This window comes from Lysinibacillus sphaericus (genome assembly GCF_006864135.1).
Classification (GTDB): Bacteria; Bacillota; Bacilli; order Bacillales_A; family Planococcaceae; genus Lysinibacillus.
On sequence record NZ_SADV01000002.1, the window covers coordinates 223,069 to 238,685 of the forward strand.

Here is a 15,617-nt window from a genome sequence, read left to right on the forward strand (position 1 = left end):
TTTCCGTTTCGATTAGTCTTTTTCCTAGGAGCGTCCGATGAGCCACTATTGGCAATCATGGTTTGGTCACGAAGGCATTATCACAAGACTTGATGCTTTTAAACTTCATCACTTCTGTCTCCAGGGTATTATTTGTAACGTAATCCTTAAGGAGTCGTCAATCCTCTACATCTTTCATTCATTCATTTAAATAAGGATAAATTATGGGATATATTCTTTACTTCAATAGTGATTGTAATCACTTGTTCAAATAAAGTTAGACACTCATTCGCATTATTTCTTGGTAAGCTTCAATCACCTTATTGCGAACTTCAATTGTTGCATTTAATGTAATGCTCGCTTTTTGTGATGCAATCATCACTTCGTGCAACTCTACATCTCCTCCATTAATTAACTTTTGAGTAAGATTGTCAGAAGTAATTTGTTGATCATTTACTTTCGATATTGCTTCTTTTAACGAGTTCGCAAAGCTCTGTTGTGCTTCATAAGGTGTCGTTTTAAGTTTATTTGTTTCATTTACAACCTGCGTAGGTGTCATTTGTGAAACGGACGAAATTGTCATTATGTATCTTCCTTTCTTCTTATTTATCTTCCAATCTCTAAAGCCTTTGTCAGCATGGATTTATTTGCATTCAATACAGTTACGTTTGCTTCGTAGGAACGAGTGGCTGACATTAAATCTACCATTTCTTTTAATGGATCTACATTTGGCATATTTACATAGCCATCTGCATTTGCATCGGGGTGAGTTGGATCATACACAAGTTTGAAAGGTGTTTCTGTATCCTCTTTTATTTGTGTAACTTTTACGCCGTTACCAACGCCGCTTTTTGCGTTTTTACCAAGTGCTACATTAAAGAACTTTGAAAACTGTCCCTCTTGCGCTGTAAATGTCACAGACTTCCGACGGTATGGCTCCCACTCCCCATTCACTTGTTTAGCTCGCGTTGTATCCATGCCAGCCATATTTGAAGAAATGACATCCATTCGTAAACGCTGTGCTGTTAAAGCTGAGGCAGTGGTATTCATTCCATGAAAAATAGACATCTATTACCTACCTCCTTTAATAACAGTATTTAATGTGTTTAACTTACCGTTCATACGTTCAATTAATGCGTTGTAATAAATTTGATTTTCCGCTAGTTTCGCCTGTTCAGCATCCATATCTACGGCATTACCGTTATTCCGATAACGTAAGCCATTAATATTATTCACACCAGGTGTTGATTGTCGAATCTCGAAATCATAATGTCTACTATCAGTACGATATGCCGACAGGGACATTTGTTGTTCTTTCTCCAACATATCTTTAAAACTTACACTTTTCGCCTTATAGTTCGGCGTATCGACATTCGCAATGTTATTAGCGATTGTTTTATGATTCAAAGTTGCATAAGAAAGTCCGTTTTCCAGGCTACTAATAGTTCCTCCAAACAAATCCAAAACATTCACCTCATTTATGTATTTCTTTTTTTATCCAATAACCCAATTGTAATTAAGATGATACCTAGTGTCTATTGTCTTTTGTCCCTTTTTGATAGTAAATCAGACCTATTTTTATTCACGAACAACCAGGACAATACTTCTGCACCCCTTGCTACGACAGGCTTCATGGGACACAACACGTATCTAGTTAATTTACACTACTTGGATAGTGTTTACGGTTTTAGGATTGATTTTTTTCCTTTTTCTTACAAAACATCGGTAGACACAATGTCTAAATTAGAGTTCCTTTTTACTATTCAAGCCCACGCTACCGAGATTGCGAAAAATTCAGAATAGTTATTCTAGACTGTCTTATAAGTAACAATTGGAGCATCTATTTTTTTCATTTATGCAAATAGTAATGCGCACTCAAAAAATCTAATTTAGGGAGAAAGCAATGATAATTGCGTCTATAAAGGTCGAAAACTTACCTATAAGAAATGAGAAAAAGAATTAAAACATAGATTATTTCTCCTCCCTATTTAGTACTATATCACAGTTCGACTTAATTAGAGCATTGTAAATCAGCTGAAAATTTCGTCGAATCCTTGTCGAATTACGAAAAAGTTTAAAAAGGCATCCGGAACATAATTATTCCTGATGCCTTCATGTTACTATTAAGTTTTAGATGTCATATTATATCTTTTTGCAAAGCGAGGGGATGCTTTCCGTTCCGCCGAGCGCTTACCAAGGGGCGTCCGAGGAGCCGCTTTTTTATCTGCGCAAAAGAGGAAGCATAGCGACAAGTTCAGGTGTTTGGGCCCCATTGAAAAGTAACTTAAATCCGCATTAAACTCACCATCTATGGAGGTAGGAGACTTCTGTAACTGCCGTTTCACTTACGTTACAAAAGACATTTGATGAAAGAAGTTAAAAGGCATCTAGAAAATTCATTCCAGATGCCTGACACCGTTCCGAAAGAACGTTTTATTATTTCATTTTAATTTCAGCTAATGCGTTTAAGAATTTACCGTTTAGTACTTTAATGTAAGTACCTTTCATACCTAGAGAGCGAGATTCGATTACACCTGCAGATTCTAGTTTACGTAATGCGTTTACGATTACTGAACGTGTAATGCCAACTCGGTCTGCAATTTTTGAAGCAACAAGTAAGCCTTCATGGCCGTCAAGCTCTTCAAAGATATGTTCAATAGCTTCTAACTCACTGTATGAAAGAGAATTAATTGCCATTTGTACAACAGCTTTGCTACGAGCTTCCTCTTCAATTTCCTCAGATTTTTCACGTAAAATTTCCATACCAACTACTGTTGCACCATACTCAGCTAAAATTAAATCATCATCCTCAAATTGTGAAGATAAACGAGCAAGGATTAATGTACCTAGACGCTCACCACCACCAACAATTGGAACAATCGTTGTTAATGCATTTTTGAATAGCTCTTTGTTTTCAACAGGGAAAGCAGTATGTTCGTCATTAATATCTAAGTTTGAAGATGTTCCAGAAATTGTAAATAAACTATGTGTATACGCTTCTGGGAATTGACGCTCTTCGAACATCTTTTTCATACGTTCGTTTTCAATTTGTTGATGAATTGAAATGCCTAATAGCTTCCCTTTACGGCTTACAATATAAACATTACTGTCTATAATATCTCCTAAAGTATCTGCCATTTCTTTAAAGTTTACTGGCTTACCAGCAGATGCTTGAAGCATCGAGTTAATTTTACGCGTTTTTTCTAATAAATTCATTATATGTTCCTCCTATAAATAATCCGAAGAGTATTTACTTAATATTCTAAAGTTTTTTACAACTGAATGAAACTATTCAGCCTTATATTACAATATAAACTGTGACAAATCTTTGTTTTTTACTATACCCGCAAGTTTTTGATCTACGTACGCAGCATTAATCGGAATATTTGCAGGCGCAATTTCTGCAGCTTCAAACGATAATTCTTCCAATAAACGCTCTAAAATCGTGTGTAAACGTCGAGCTCCAATATTATCGGTCGCTTGATTGACCTCGGTTGCAATTTCTGCAATTCGTTCAATCGCGTCTTCCGTAAAGTTTATTTCCACACCTTCTGTTTCTAATAATGCCTTGTATTGCAAAATAAGTGATTGGTCAGGCTCTTTCAAAATACGTACAAAATCTTGTTTCGTTAATTTTTCAAGCTCTACTCGGATAGGGAATCGGCCTTGTAACTCAGGAATTAAATCTGATGGTTTTGACATATGAAATGCTCCAGCAGCAATGAACAGCATAAAGTCTGTTTTTACAGCACCGTACTTCGTCGTTACAGTAGAACCTTCAACGATTGGCAGAATATCACGTTGCACACCCTCACGCGATACATTCGCAGAGGAGTTACTATCCTTACTAGCGATTTTATCAATCTCATCAATAAAAATAATACCTGACTGTTCAGCTCTCGAAATAGCTTCTTGGGCAACTTCATCTGCATCTATGAGCTTATTCGCTTCCTCTATTGTTAAAATACGGCGCGCGTCTTTCACTTGTACACGGCGTTTCTTTTGCTTTTTAGGCATCAAATTAGATAACATATCCTGCATGCCACTGTTAGCTGACATATCCATGCCCGTTCCTTGTAACGCATCGAAAATAGAAGGATTTTGTTCCGTTACTTCAACTGTAACCCATTCATTTTCTAATTTACCATTACGTAAATCGATAGCGATTTGCGCACGTTTGGAGCGTACTTCAGTTTCTTCAGAGGAATCGTCATTGGCTTGCGGTTCTTTCCCACCAAATAACATTTCAAATGGGTTTTGCATAGATTGTTTTTTCCGTAAGGAAGGAACCAATAGCTTAACGATGGCTTCGTTTGCCAATTCTTCTGCTTGGTCCTTTACAGACTCCATCATTTCTTCTTTTACAAGACGATGAGAAGCTTCTACTACATCACGTACCATTGACTCTACGTCGCGTCCAACGTACCCTACTTCGGTAAACTTTGTTGCTTCTACCTTCACAAAAGGTGCATTCGTTAGCTTTGCAATTCTTCGTGCAATTTCTGTTTTCCCGACACCTGTAGGTCCAATCATCAAAATATTTTTTGGAATTACCTCAGCCTTCATCTCATCACTTAACAATGAGCGACGATATCGATTACGTAACGCAATAGCTACCGCTCGCTTCGCTTCATTTTGTCCAACGATATAACGATCCAAATGCTCAGTAATTTGTCTTGGCGTTAAATTATTTTTTGTCATTAGTTAAGCGCCTCCACGATAATATTATGATTCGTAAACACACAGATTTCAGCAGCGGTTTCTAATGCCGCTTCGGCAATTTCGCGAGCAGACATTGTATCACCCGCATATTTTTTCAAAGCACGACCTGCTGATAGTGCATAATTACCCCCAGAACCAATTGCCAAAACTCCATCATCCGGTTCAATTACTTCTCCAGTACCTGAAACAAGAAGGAGCGTACTTTTATCCATTACAAGTAGCATCGCCTCTAATTGACGTAGCATTTTATCACCGCGCCATTGCTTAGCTACTTCAACTGCTGCACGTTGTAAGTTGCCATTGTATTCATTTAACTTTCCTTCAAACATTTCAAAAAGTGTAAATGCATCGGCAACCGATCCGGCAAATCCGGCAAGTACCTGCCCATTAAACAGACGTCTGACCTTCCTTGCTGTACCCTTCATCACAACCGCATTCCCTAGGGTTACTTGACCATCACCTGCCATTGCGCAAGCTCCATTATGATGAACCGCAAATATCGTTGTCGCATGAATTTGTCCCATTTGCCTTCCTCCTTAGCTTATTATGCCCTTGGATGAGCATTCATATATGTTTGACGAAGATGCTCTTTTGTTACATGTGTGTAAACTTGTGTAGAAGTTAAATGAGCGTGACCTAATAACTCCTGCACCGTACGTAAATCTGCGCCATTATTCAATAAATGCGTGGCAAAAGTATGGCGAAGCATATGTGGATATATTTTCGTATGGAGCGAGGCCTTGTCAATCATTTCAGTTAAAATATGACGTACACCTCGAGGAGTAAGTTCCCCACCGCGCATGTTGACAAACAATTGCTGATGACTTGTGTTTTTCATCAATCGAGGACGAGCTTGTTCTATGTAATCTAGCATAGCTAAACTCGCAAATTGCCCGAATGGAATGATACGTTCTTTTCGCCCTTTTCCCATTACTCTAATAATTGAATAATGGAAATCAATATCTTTTACTTGAATAGAGGTAAGCTCACTTACACGAATACCTGTCGCATATAACAGCTCTAATATAGCCGTATTTCTTAATGATTTCAAATCATCGCCAACATTCGCATCAAATAGCTGCTTCAACTCTTCTTCATAGAAAAAACTAGGTAAGCGTGATTCTTTTTTGGGATGATAAAGTGATCGAAATGCCCCATCATCAAATCCGTACTGTCTATTTAGGAAGCGATAGAAGGAGCGTATTGAGGAGATTTTCCTTGATACCGATGATCTTGCTCTCTTTTCATCGTACAACTTCGTCACATAAAGACGTGCATGTATATACTCAACACTAGCTAAATCATTTACGCCCTCCGCCTGCAAAAACGCTAAAAAATCTAGTAGATCCGATTCATACTCCCGCACTGTATGAACAGAGAAGTTTTTTTCAATTTGAATATAAAGCATAAACTGCTCAAGTGCATCTTGGGACGAAACTAACATTAAAAGATTCACCACCAACGAATTATTATAAACCTTTTGTATATTACGGCTCATTACCATAACGTGGGATTGGTTTTTTTGTTCGGGCTAGTCGCTTTCCCGAGGGCGTCCAGTCTGAACAGGAAACCAATATTTATACATAGCATACGTTTCAACGTCATCCCTAACGTTTGGTGATGAACCCAAATACTTACACCTTGCTATTAAAAATGTACAATTTCGTGTATCTCTTTAGTTTGTCATGTTGGGTATCGTTAATGTAGAAAACATACATATTGACACTATACCTATCTTCATCATATAGCAAGTGGAAATGTTTATATTTTGAGAAAATCTCCATACAAAATAATAAAATACGTGTAAATTAGCATTTTACCTACAAAAAAGAAAAAGCCTCTAAGAGTATATCAACTTTTAGAGGCTTTTTGCAATCAAATTGTTTGTGAATTCACAAAATTACGAATTGTACTTATTGCACGTGTAGCATGCATCTCTGCACGCTCTGGTTTTGAACGACGTCCTGGTGGTAGTTCAGGGAAAATTCCAAAGTTAACGTTCATTGGCTGGAAGTTTTTCGATTGTGCTTCTGTTATATAACGCGCCATACTTCCTAATGCCGTTTCAAATGGGAAGATAAGTTGTTCTTGTCCTAATGCTAAACGAGCCGCATTAATACCAGCAATTAAACCACTACCAGCAGATTCAACATATCCTTCGACACCTGTCATTTGACCAGCGAAGAAAATATTTTTTCGCTCGCGAAGCTGATAAGTTTTCTCTAGAACTTTTGGTGAATTAATGAACGTATTTCTATGCATAACTCCATAACGAACGATTTCAACATTCTCTAATCCCGGAATTAATTGCAGTACTTCTTTCTGTGGTCCCCATTTTAAATGAGTTTGGAAGCCAACGATATTGTAAAGAGTTCCTGCTGCATCATCTTGACGTAATTGAACAACAGCATAAGGTCGTTTCCCTGTTTTTGGATCTTCTAGACCTACTGGTTTCATCGGTCCAAATAACATTGTTTTCTCCCCACGAGCAGCCATTACTTCGATAGGCATACAACCTTCAAAGTAAATTTCCTTTTCAAATTCTTTTAATGGCACAACCTCTGCTTCGATTAACGCTTGACGGAAACGATCAAATTCTTCCTTTGTCATAGGACAGTTTAAATAAGCTGCTTCCCCTTTATCGTAACGAGATTTTAAATAAACCTTTTCCATATCGATGCTGTCTTTTTCAATAATTGGTGCTGCTGCATCATAGAAATATAAATAATCTAAACCTGTTAAGCCCTGAATTTTTTCAGCTAAATCTTTCGATGTTAGTGGTCCTGTGGCAATCACAGTAATGCCTTCTGGAATTTCAGTGACTTCTTCATGAATTACTTCGACAAGAGGATGATTTTTCACAGAGTCTGTCACATAGCCCGCAAACTCATGACGATCCACTGCTAATGCACCGCCTGCCGGTACTGAACATGCATCTGCTGCCTTCAAAATAACAGAATCTAAAATACGCATTTCTTCTTTAATCACACCTACGGCATTTGTTAATCCATTTGCACGTAATGAGTTTGAACAAACAAGCTCTGCAAATTTATCAGTATGGTGTGCTGGAGTTTGCTTTACCGGACGCATTTCATAAAGTTTAACTTTCACACCACGTTGAGCAATTTGCCAAGCTGCCTCACTGCCCGCAAGACCTGCGCCTATTACATTTACTACTTGTTCAGTCATGTTCTTACCATCTTTCTATCATTGAGTAGGTGTCTCTTCATAGTCACATTTCGTACACTGAATTTGTACACCTTTTTTAATTTTTTTCTCTACTAATAATGCACTACATTTAGGGCATGGTCTACTAATTGGCTTGTCCCAAGAAACAAATTCACACTCAGGGTACTGATTGCAACCATAGAATAAACGCTTTGTTTTACTCTTTCGTTCTACAATTTCGCCAGTTTCACAGGAAGGACATTTTACACCAATAGGTTTCATAATAGCTTTTGTATTGCGGCAATCTGGGAAGTTTGAACAAGCCATAAATTTCCCATATCGTCCAAGCTTAAAGACCATTGGAGATCCACAAAGCTCACAATCCTCGCCAGCGGGTTCATCTTTTATAACAACCTTTTCCATAGCCTCATCTGCATACTTTACATGGACCTCAAAATCCTTATAAAACTCACGGACAATTTCTTTCCACTGACGACTACCTTCTTCAATATCATCCAAATCTTGCTCCATTTGTGCTGTGAATTCGATATTTATTTCATCAGGGAAAAACTCTAGTACGAGTTGATGCACGATTTCTCCCAGCTCAGTCGGCATAAACCGTTTTGCATCTAATACGACATAGCCACGGCGCTGTATTGTATCGAGGGTCGGTGCATATGTGGACGGGCGCCCTATACCTAACTCTTCCATTGTCTTTACAAGACGCGCCTCAGAATAGCGTGGTGGTGGCTGTGTAAAATGTTGCTTTGGCTCAATTTCAAGAGATTTTACTTGATCGCCAACTTCCATTTCAGGTAGCAGCTTTGTTGTTTCTTCAGTTTGATCATCTGTACCCTCAATATATAACTTCATAAAGCCAGCAAATTTAACTTGTGAGCCGTTTGCACGGAATAAAACATCCCCATTTTGCAAATCAACAGCAACTGTATCAAGTACAGCCGGCGCCATCTGACTAGCGATAAAGCGCTCCCAAATTAAACGATATAAGCGCAATTGGTCGCGACTAAGCACTGCTTTTAATTCATCTGGAGTTCGTATCGTACTAGTTGGACGAATGGCCTCATGGGCATCTTGTGCATTGGATGCTTTTTTAGCCTGCTTCGACTCCGTGGAGATGAATTCTTTACCGTACTTGGATTCAATGTAGGCAATTACTTCAGTTTTTGCTGTGTCCGAAATACGTGTAGAATCGGTACGCATATAAGTAATTAAACCGACTGTCCCCTCTTTTTTACCAATATCAATACCTTCATATAATTGTTGGGCAAGCATCATCGTTTTCTTAGCACGGAAATTTAACTTACGTGCGGCCTCTTGCTGTAAAGAAGATGTTGTAAAAGCAGGTGCTGCATTTCGTTTACGTTCTTTTTTAGATACATTGACAACTTCAAAACTTGTACCTTTAACATTTTTTAAAATAGATTTTACTTGCTCTTCATTTGTTAATTTAATTTTTTCTTTGCCATTACCATAATAAAGCGCATCGAACGTTTTCTTACCTTTTTCAAAAGAACCTTCAATTGTCCAATATTCTTCCGGTTGGAAGTTTTTAATTTCATTTTCACGATCAATAATCATGCGTAGTGCTACAGATTGTACTCGTCCTGCTGATAATCCCTTTTTAACCTTTTTCCAAAGAATTGGACTAATGTTATAACCAACAAGTCTATCCAAAATACGGCGTGTTTGTTGTGCATCTACTAAATCCATATTAATAGGACGTGGATTTTTAAAGGATTCTACAATCGCATCCTTTGTAATTTCATTAAAAACAACACGACAATCTGAATTAATATCAATATTTAACGCAGTCGCAAGGTGCCAAGCAATCGCTTCTCCCTCGCGGTCTGGATCGGCCGCTAGGAAAACTTTCTTCACTTTTTTAGCTGCAGACTTTAAGTCCTGTAAAACAGGACCTTTACCACGAATAGTAATATATTTAGGTTCAAAATCATTTTCAGGACCAACACCCATTTGGCTACGTGGTAGATCACGAACATGCCCGATTGACGCTTTCACTTTATATTTTTTCCCTAAATATCGTTCAATTGTTTTTGCTTTTGCTGGTGATTCTACAATCACTAAATAATCCGCCATCTATGTCTCCCCCTTAGAGAGGTCTATTGCTATTTTTTAAGTTACCTGTTGCAAAATGTATAACAGATTTTAAGATAATGCAACTTTTTTTCAATTTTTGTTAGAAAAGAGAGTAAGTGTTTCAACGATTTCGTGACCATTGCACACCGGAATAGCTCCTTCTAATAGTAGTTTATTTGTGCCTTTTGATTGCTCCGCATTAATTGGACCCGGTACAACAAATACATCTTTTCCTTGCTCTAAAGCATATTCTGTTGTAATAAGTGTGCCACTTCTTAATGCTGCTTCGGTTACAACTAAAGCTTTGGACAATCCACTAATTATTCGGTTCCGCATTGGAAAATGCCATTTTTCTGGCTTCATATATGGGGGATACTCTGTGACAAGTAACTGATGCTCCGCCATATGCTCAGCGAGCGACTGGTTTTCCTTAGGGTATATAAAATTAAACCCATGTCCAAGCACTGCAATTGTGGAACCACCAACTTTTATGGTTGTCTCATGAGCGATCGTATCTGCCCCTCTTGCAAGCCCGCTTACGACAATATATTCGTGTTCAACAAGAGGCGGGACAATTAGGTCCAACGCAGTCTTTGTATAAGTTGTAGCCTTTCTAGAGCCTATAATGGCTACTTGTTTTTCTTTCGTTAATAAAGAATACCGACCTTTCACATACAATACAGTAGGTGGACTGGATATTTCAAATAATTGCGCCGGGTATAAAGGATGATGAAAAGGGATAGGGAAAATATTAGCCCGTTCATACGCTTCCCGAAACGAAAATGTCATAATTTGTCGAAAACTCTTGGATATTTCCAACGCTCTTTGGGATGATATTTGCAATGCTTTGGCAATCTCGTTGGGGGGCACTTCTTCAAAATAACTTAGTATATCCACCGGGGACAATAATTGCTGAAGTTTTTGAAGTGGCAATGGGTATATATAATGTAAAGCTAGTAATCTCTGTGTATCAACTGATAAAATCATTTAAAAACCTCCTTTTAATAGAAGAAATTAAATGACCGCATCTTTAATGACATAGCTTTTTTAGACAGTAAGTAGGGAGTTAGCTATTTCATCTCTTAAAGCCGTGTCTAAATAAAGAAAAAGATGTAGCCACAACGTGCTACATCTTCCATTTTAATGGGTTTTACACTTTTCGTATAGCCCTTTTTCTTTGATTACTTTAATAAGTGTGTCACCAATGACAGATGGCGTTTCTGCTACTTCAATACCAGCAGCATTCATTGCTTTAATTTTCTCTGCTGCTGTTCCTTTACCACCTGAAATAATAGCACCAGCGTGACCCATACGTTTTCCTGGAGGCGCTGTTTGGCCACCGATAAAGCCAACGACAGGCTTCGTCATATTCGCTTTAATCCACTCAGCCGCCTCTTCTTCAGCTGTACCTCCAATTTCCCCGATCATTACCACTGCATATGTTTCCGTATCGTTGTTAAACGCTTCCAAAACATCGATAAAGTTCGTACCATTGACAGGGTCTCCACCGATACCTACAGCTGTAGTTTGGCCAATACCAGCTTGTGTCAATTGGTGTACAGCTTCGTATGTTAACGTACCAGAGCGAGAAACAACCCCTACATGCCCTTTCGTATGGATATAACCTGGCATAATACCAATCTTACATTCATCTGCTGTAATAACACCTGGACAGTTCGGACCAACTAGACGTGTCTTTTTACCTTCCATATAACGTTTAACCTTAACCATATCAAGGACAGGAATATGTTCAGTAATACAGATTGTTAATTCTAATTCAGCATCAACTGCCTCTAAAATAGCATCCGCCGCGAATGGAGCAGGTACATAAATAACTGAAGTTGTTGCGCCTGTTGCAGCTACAGCTTCCACTACAGTGTTAAATACAGGCACTCCTTCGATTTCCAGACCACCTTTACCTGGTGTTACACCAGCTACAATTTTAGTACCATAATCAAGCATTTGCTTCGTATGGAAAAGCGCTGTTTCGCCCGTAATCCCTTGTACAATTACCTTCGTATCTTTATCAATAAATACAGCCATTGTTCTCCCTGCCTTCCTTAGCCTACTAGTCCCACAATTTTTTGTGCACCGTCAGCCATTGAATCCGCTGCAACGATGTTTAAACCAGATGCATTTAATATTTCTTTTCCAAGTTCCACATTTGTACCTTCTAAACGTACAACTAATGGCACAGCTAAGCCAATTTCTTTGGCAGCTGTCACAACACCCTCGGCAATAATGTCACATTTCATAATTCCGCCAAAAATGTTTACGAAAATACCTTTTACATGTGGATCAGAAAGAATAATTTTGAAAGCTTCTGTTACTTTTTCTGCCGTTGCACCGCCACCTACATCTAAAAAGTTAGCAGGGCTTCCGCCATAATAGCTAATTGTGTCCATTGTAGCCATTGCAAGACCCGCTCCATTAACCATACAGCCAATGTTGCCATCTAGAGAAATATAACTAAGATCATATTTTGATGCTTCGATTTCCTTTGGATCTTCTTCATCAAAATCGCGTAATTCGACAATATCTTTATGACGATACAACGCATTTGCATCGAAATTAAATTTAGCATCTAATGCCAAAACTTCTCCTTGTCCAGTTATAACAAGTGGATTAATTTCTACAATAGAAGCATCTTTGTCGATAAATGCTTGATACAAACCTAACATTAATTTAACAGCTTTCCCTACTAGGTTAGCTGGAATATTCATATTAAACGCCATGCGACGTGCCTGGAAACCTGTTAATCCAACAACTGGATCCACAACTTCTTTGAAGATTTTTTCTGGATTTGATGCTGCTACTTCTTCAATATCCATGCCACCCTCTTCAGACCCCATCATTGTTACACGGGATGTTGCGCGGTCTAATACTAGACTTAAATAATATTCTTTTTGAATATCAGAACCCTCTTCAATATATAAGCGTTTTACTTCTTTTCCCTCTGGACCTGTTTGATGAGTTACTAAAATTTTACCTAGTAATTCTTTTGCGTATGCACGCACCTCGTCAAGGTTTTTAGCGATTTTTACGCCTCCCGCCTTACCGCGTCCACCTGCATGAATTTGCGCCTTGACTACTGTCACATTAGAGCCAAGTTCTTTCGCTACTTTCACTGCTTCATCAGGGGAAAAAGCTACTTTTCCGTTTGGTACAGCTACACCATATTTTCTAAGAATCTCTTTCCCTTGATATTCATGGATATTCATAATACATCCTCCCATCAAACATTTGCATAAAATTGTTTTACTAACATAATCTATTCTAACGAAAGATTCTGATAAAGTCTATACCTTGTCTCTTATTCATTTTTTATCTTTTAATATGACGCTTTTTACTGTTTTGTGTACTAAAACAGAGTTTTATGAAAATCAGAATTCTCTATTTTTTCTATTTTTTCGGCATATTGTTGGTCTAATCGATAAATAAATGCAAAAACCTCAGCAACAGCTTCAAACAATTCTTCCGGGATTGACTCATTTAAATCTAATTGTCCAAGTAAATGAACAAGGTTAGGATCCTCATAAATTGGGATTTCGTGCTCATTCGCGCGTGCTAATATATTTTCTGCTATTTTCCCTTTTCCTTTTGCTACTACTGTTGGACTATCAAAACTTCCTAACTTATACGTGAGAGCGATAGCCTCTTTTCGAGTAAATTTTTCTTCACTCATACGCGAAAATCCACCCCATTATGTTCCTCCTGCTGTTCTACTACAGGTGTTTTTGCAGGTTGGGCTTTTTCAAATTGCTTAATAAAAACGCCTGAAAGTTGATATTCTTTTTCTGCTAGGCCAATTTTCAACGCTGCTTTCAGCGGTTCTGCAAGTGGAATAATATCATCATTTCCATTAAATACTGTCACAGAAACTACACGATTTTGAACCTGCATATCAATAACGGTTTCTTTCATAGATTCCATTTGTAAATAAAATAGTATACGCGCATAATTGGCATCAATTTTACCGTCTTCCTGCATGCGCCCATTCCACTGCAATGTTGCATCCATTTTCCTACCAAAGAATTCTAATGGTACTTGCATAATAAGCTGATGCTGATGACCATTCTCCCCTGATGCTAGCTGCATGCCGTTCATGCGTGCCATTAACATTTCTGCTGCTTCCTTCAGCTGCGGAGAAATATGTGTTTCCTGCAATAATGTATGTAGCTGCGGTTTTAATTGATGTGCAATCTGCTGTAAATCTGCTGACTTATTACTAAGTGTCGCTTCATAGCTAACTCCTAGATTTTTTAATACTGTTTTAAGTGCATGTTCCATTGCTTTACTGTCCATAGAATTTTGTACATGGGCATCTGCTTGCGTCACGATTTGCTGAATCATTGCTTGCGGGGATTCAACACTATTTTTCATAAGACTTCGCATGAATGCTTCATTTTGTAGCGGAGTAGTAGCTTCATGCTTTAAAAGCGATAATAAATGGTCCTTTACTGAAAGAGCATTGGCGTCTTGTGTAAATAAACGCTCCGAAGAATTTTCTGCAAACGCTTTTATAAATTGTTCTTGCATCTGTTTTGCGAAAATCTCTAGCGTTTGTTTAGTTGCTGGTAGCTGATTAAATCGATCGATAAGTTGATTGAATGACTGCTTTTGTTCGTTGGTTAGCAAGCTTTGATTTGCTGTCCAAGATTTAAGCTGGTCAACTAGATGATTTATATTGTCAGATTTTGTCGTTAAAATTGATTGAATAACTTCTCCAGCCTGTTGAAACTGATTTGATTGAATAGACTTTACATTGCTAAGGCTCGACCAGTTTTGCAAGGTTGCCTGCTGAGGAAGTATCCCTGCCTCTTTTAAAATAGTCATGGCTTGAATCTTTTCACTCATAGAAGCAGCATTATTCGATAATATTTGTATGGATTTGGCAAGTACTAAACTACCTGTTTCTACTTCAAAAGGCTTTGCAATAGCCATTACCTGTTGGATTAGATTTTGCTTAAGGTTTTCTGGTAAAGCTATTTCTTTCGTTAAAAGCTGTGTAAAGTTATCCATTACGGAAACCATGCCAGTAGTTTTTTGTCCACTTATAAGAGCATGAAAAACATCATTTGTCATCGGCATTTTAAGCTCCACCATTTTTTGAATAGCTTGTAGGGCATCCATCTTAGTAACACCCTCTGGTAATGCCTTTAACCACATTTCTGCCTGCATTAGCTGCTCTTTTGAAATCGGTAGCTGCGCTTTCATAAAATGAGCTAGAAGTTGCTGCATCTCAGCTGTTTTGGGTAAATTCATTGAGTCAAGTAACTGATTAATTTGTTGGCTTTGAGAAGCCGTTTGTCCCATAGGGCCCGTAACAACTTTTAGTTCTGTTTGTGGGCTTGTACCAGTTACTTGGAAGAAGTGGGCATCCCCTGCTTTTAGCGGCACTTCGAGTTTAGCAATAAACTTCTGATGGCCAACCTGTATTTCTGCCATTTGATCTGGATATAATTGTTTGATTGTTCCTTGAAATACTTGCCCTTGTTTTAAAGTAAGTGGCTGATTATTTAGGGTTAAAGCAGTTTGTTGCATTTGAATCGGATTAAAAGATGTGGCTGTCATATACGTACTCCTTTCATCAACTACTCCTTGTAATTGGCGTCCTTTTTAACGTGAGG

At 38.2% G+C, this 15,617-nt stretch carries 14 protein-coding genes; all 14 read right to left on the minus strand.

Annotated features, from left to right (window positions below; translation table 11 throughout):
- Nucleotides 1–256 precede the first annotated feature (256 nt).
- A complete protein-coding gene (fliE, locus tag C7Y47_RS03370; RefSeq protein ID WP_132357443.1) occupies nt 257–562 on the minus strand; it encodes a flagellar hook-basal body complex protein FliE in 306 nt (101 codons plus the stop codon).
- Nucleotides 563–585: 23 nt separating this feature from the next.
- Nucleotides 586–1,047 (minus strand): flagellar basal body rod protein FlgC, encoded by a 462-nt coding sequence (gene flgC, locus C7Y47_RS03375; RefSeq protein WP_142507473.1) that lies wholly within the window; start codon nt 1,045–1,047, stop codon nt 586–588.
- 3 nt (nt 1,048–1,050) lie between these two features.
- A complete protein-coding gene (gene flgB, locus C7Y47_RS03380; protein WP_142507474.1) occupies nt 1,051–1,443 on the minus strand; it encodes a flagellar basal body rod protein FlgB in 393 nt (130 codons plus the stop codon).
- Between the two features lie 972 nt (nt 1,444–2,415).
- The gene (gene codY / locus C7Y47_RS03385) at nt 2,416–3,195 is read right to left on the minus strand and encodes a GTP-sensing pleiotropic transcriptional regulator CodY (RefSeq protein ID WP_142507475.1); all 780 of its coding nucleotides are present in this window, start codon (nt 3,193–3,195) and stop codon (nt 2,416–2,418) included.
- Nucleotides 3,196–3,282: 87 nt separating this feature from the next.
- Nucleotides 3,283–4,680 carry an ATP-dependent protease ATPase subunit HslU gene (gene hslU / locus C7Y47_RS03390; protein ID WP_142507476.1) on the minus strand — a complete coding sequence of 466 codons (1,398 nt, stop codon included), beginning with the start codon at nt 4,678–4,680 and terminating at the stop codon, nt 3,283–3,285.
- A complete protein-coding gene (gene hslV / locus C7Y47_RS03395; RefSeq protein ID WP_132357448.1) occupies nt 4,680–5,225 on the minus strand; it encodes an ATP-dependent protease subunit HslV in 546 nt (181 codons plus the stop codon). The genes hslU and hslV overlap by 1 nt, the downstream gene beginning before the upstream one ends.
- Nucleotides 5,226–5,245: 20 nt before the next feature.
- Nucleotides 5,246–6,145, minus strand: a complete 900-nt coding sequence (gene xerC, locus C7Y47_RS03400; protein WP_142507477.1) for a tyrosine recombinase XerC — start codon at nt 6,143–6,145, stop codon at nt 5,246–5,248.
- A gap of 431 nt (nt 6,146–6,576) precedes the next feature.
- The gene (gene trmFO, locus C7Y47_RS03405) at nt 6,577–7,890 is read right to left on the minus strand and encodes an FADH(2)-oxidizing methylenetetrahydrofolate--tRNA-(uracil(54)-C(5))-methyltransferase TrmFO (protein ID WP_142507478.1); all 1,314 of its coding nucleotides are present in this window, start codon (nt 7,888–7,890) and stop codon (nt 6,577–6,579) included.
- Nucleotides 7,891–7,908: 18 nt separating this feature from the next.
- The gene (gene topA, locus C7Y47_RS03410; RefSeq protein ID WP_142507479.1) at nt 7,909–9,987 is read right to left on the minus strand and encodes a type I DNA topoisomerase; all 2,079 of its coding nucleotides are present in this window, start codon (nt 9,985–9,987) and stop codon (nt 7,909–7,911) included.
- A 90-nt stretch (nt 9,988–10,077) separates the two neighbouring features.
- The gene (dprA, locus tag C7Y47_RS03415; protein ID WP_142507480.1) at nt 10,078–10,974 is read right to left on the minus strand and encodes a DNA-processing protein DprA; all 897 of its coding nucleotides are present in this window, start codon (nt 10,972–10,974) and stop codon (nt 10,078–10,080) included.
- Between the two features lie 153 nt (nt 10,975–11,127).
- On the minus strand, nt 11,128–12,030 hold the full coding sequence (sucD, locus tag C7Y47_RS03420) for a succinate--CoA ligase subunit alpha (protein ID WP_142507481.1): 903 nt from the start codon (nt 12,028–12,030) through the stop codon (nt 11,128–11,130).
- A 17-nt stretch (nt 12,031–12,047) separates the two neighbouring features.
- Nucleotides 12,048–13,208, minus strand: coding sequence for an ADP-forming succinate--CoA ligase subunit beta (gene sucC, locus C7Y47_RS03425; RefSeq protein ID WP_142507482.1), 1,161 nt, complete (start codon nt 13,206–13,208; stop codon nt 12,048–12,050).
- A 140-nt stretch (nt 13,209–13,348) separates the two neighbouring features.
- Nucleotides 13,349–13,672 carry an EscU/YscU/HrcU family type III secretion system export apparatus switch protein gene (locus tag C7Y47_RS03430; protein WP_142507483.1) on the minus strand — a complete coding sequence of 108 codons (324 nt, stop codon included), beginning with the start codon at nt 13,670–13,672 and terminating at the stop codon, nt 13,349–13,351.
- Nucleotides 13,669–15,561, minus strand: a complete 1,893-nt coding sequence (locus C7Y47_RS03435; protein WP_142507484.1) for a hypothetical protein — start codon at nt 15,559–15,561, stop codon at nt 13,669–13,671. The genes C7Y47_RS03430 and C7Y47_RS03435 overlap by 4 nt, the downstream gene beginning before the upstream one ends.
- Nucleotides 15,562–15,617: the final 56 nt, after the last annotated feature.

Bases quoted from the DNA above. Each gene is read 5' to 3' on its own strand.
- fliE (WP_132357443.1), bottom strand. From the start codon at position 562: ATGACAATTTCGTCCGTTTCACAAATGACACCTACGCAGGTTGTAAAT.
- flgC (WP_142507473.1), bottom strand. From the start codon at position 1,047: ATGTCTATTTTTCATGGAATGAATACCACTGCCTCAGCTTTAACAGCA.
- codY (WP_142507475.1), bottom strand. From the start codon at position 3,195: ATGAATTTATTAGAAAAAACGCGTAAAATTAACTCGATGCTTCAAGCA.
- hslU (WP_142507476.1), bottom strand. From the start codon at position 4,680: ATGACAAAAAATAATTTAACGCCAAGACAAATTACTGAGCATTTGGAT.
- hslV (WP_132357448.1), bottom strand. From the start codon at position 5,225: ATGGGACAAATTCATGCGACAACGATATTTGCGGTTCATCATAATGGA.
- xerC (WP_142507477.1), bottom strand. From the start codon at position 6,145: ATGTTAGTTTCGTCCCAAGATGCACTTGAGCAGTTTATGCTTTATATT.
- trmFO (WP_142507478.1), bottom strand. From the start codon at position 7,890: ATGACTGAACAAGTAGTAAATGTAATAGGCGCAGGTCTTGCGGGCAGT.
- topA (WP_142507479.1), bottom strand. From the start codon at position 9,987: ATGGCGGATTATTTAGTGATTGTAGAATCACCAGCAAAAGCAAAAACA.
- dprA (WP_142507480.1), bottom strand. From the start codon at position 10,974: ATGATTTTATCAGTTGATACACAGAGATTACTAGCTTTACATTATATA.
- sucD (WP_142507481.1), bottom strand. From the start codon at position 12,030: ATGGCTGTATTTATTGATAAAGATACGAAGGTAATTGTACAAGGGATT.
- sucC (WP_142507482.1), bottom strand. From the start codon at position 13,208: ATGAATATCCATGAATATCAAGGGAAAGAGATTCTTAGAAAATATGGT.
- C7Y47_RS03430 (WP_142507483.1), bottom strand. From the start codon at position 13,672: ATGAGTGAAGAAAAATTTACTCGAAAAGAGGCTATCGCTCTCACGTAT.
- C7Y47_RS03435 (WP_142507484.1), bottom strand. From the start codon at position 15,561: ATGACAGCCACATCTTTTAATCCGATTCAAATGCAACAAACTGCTTTA.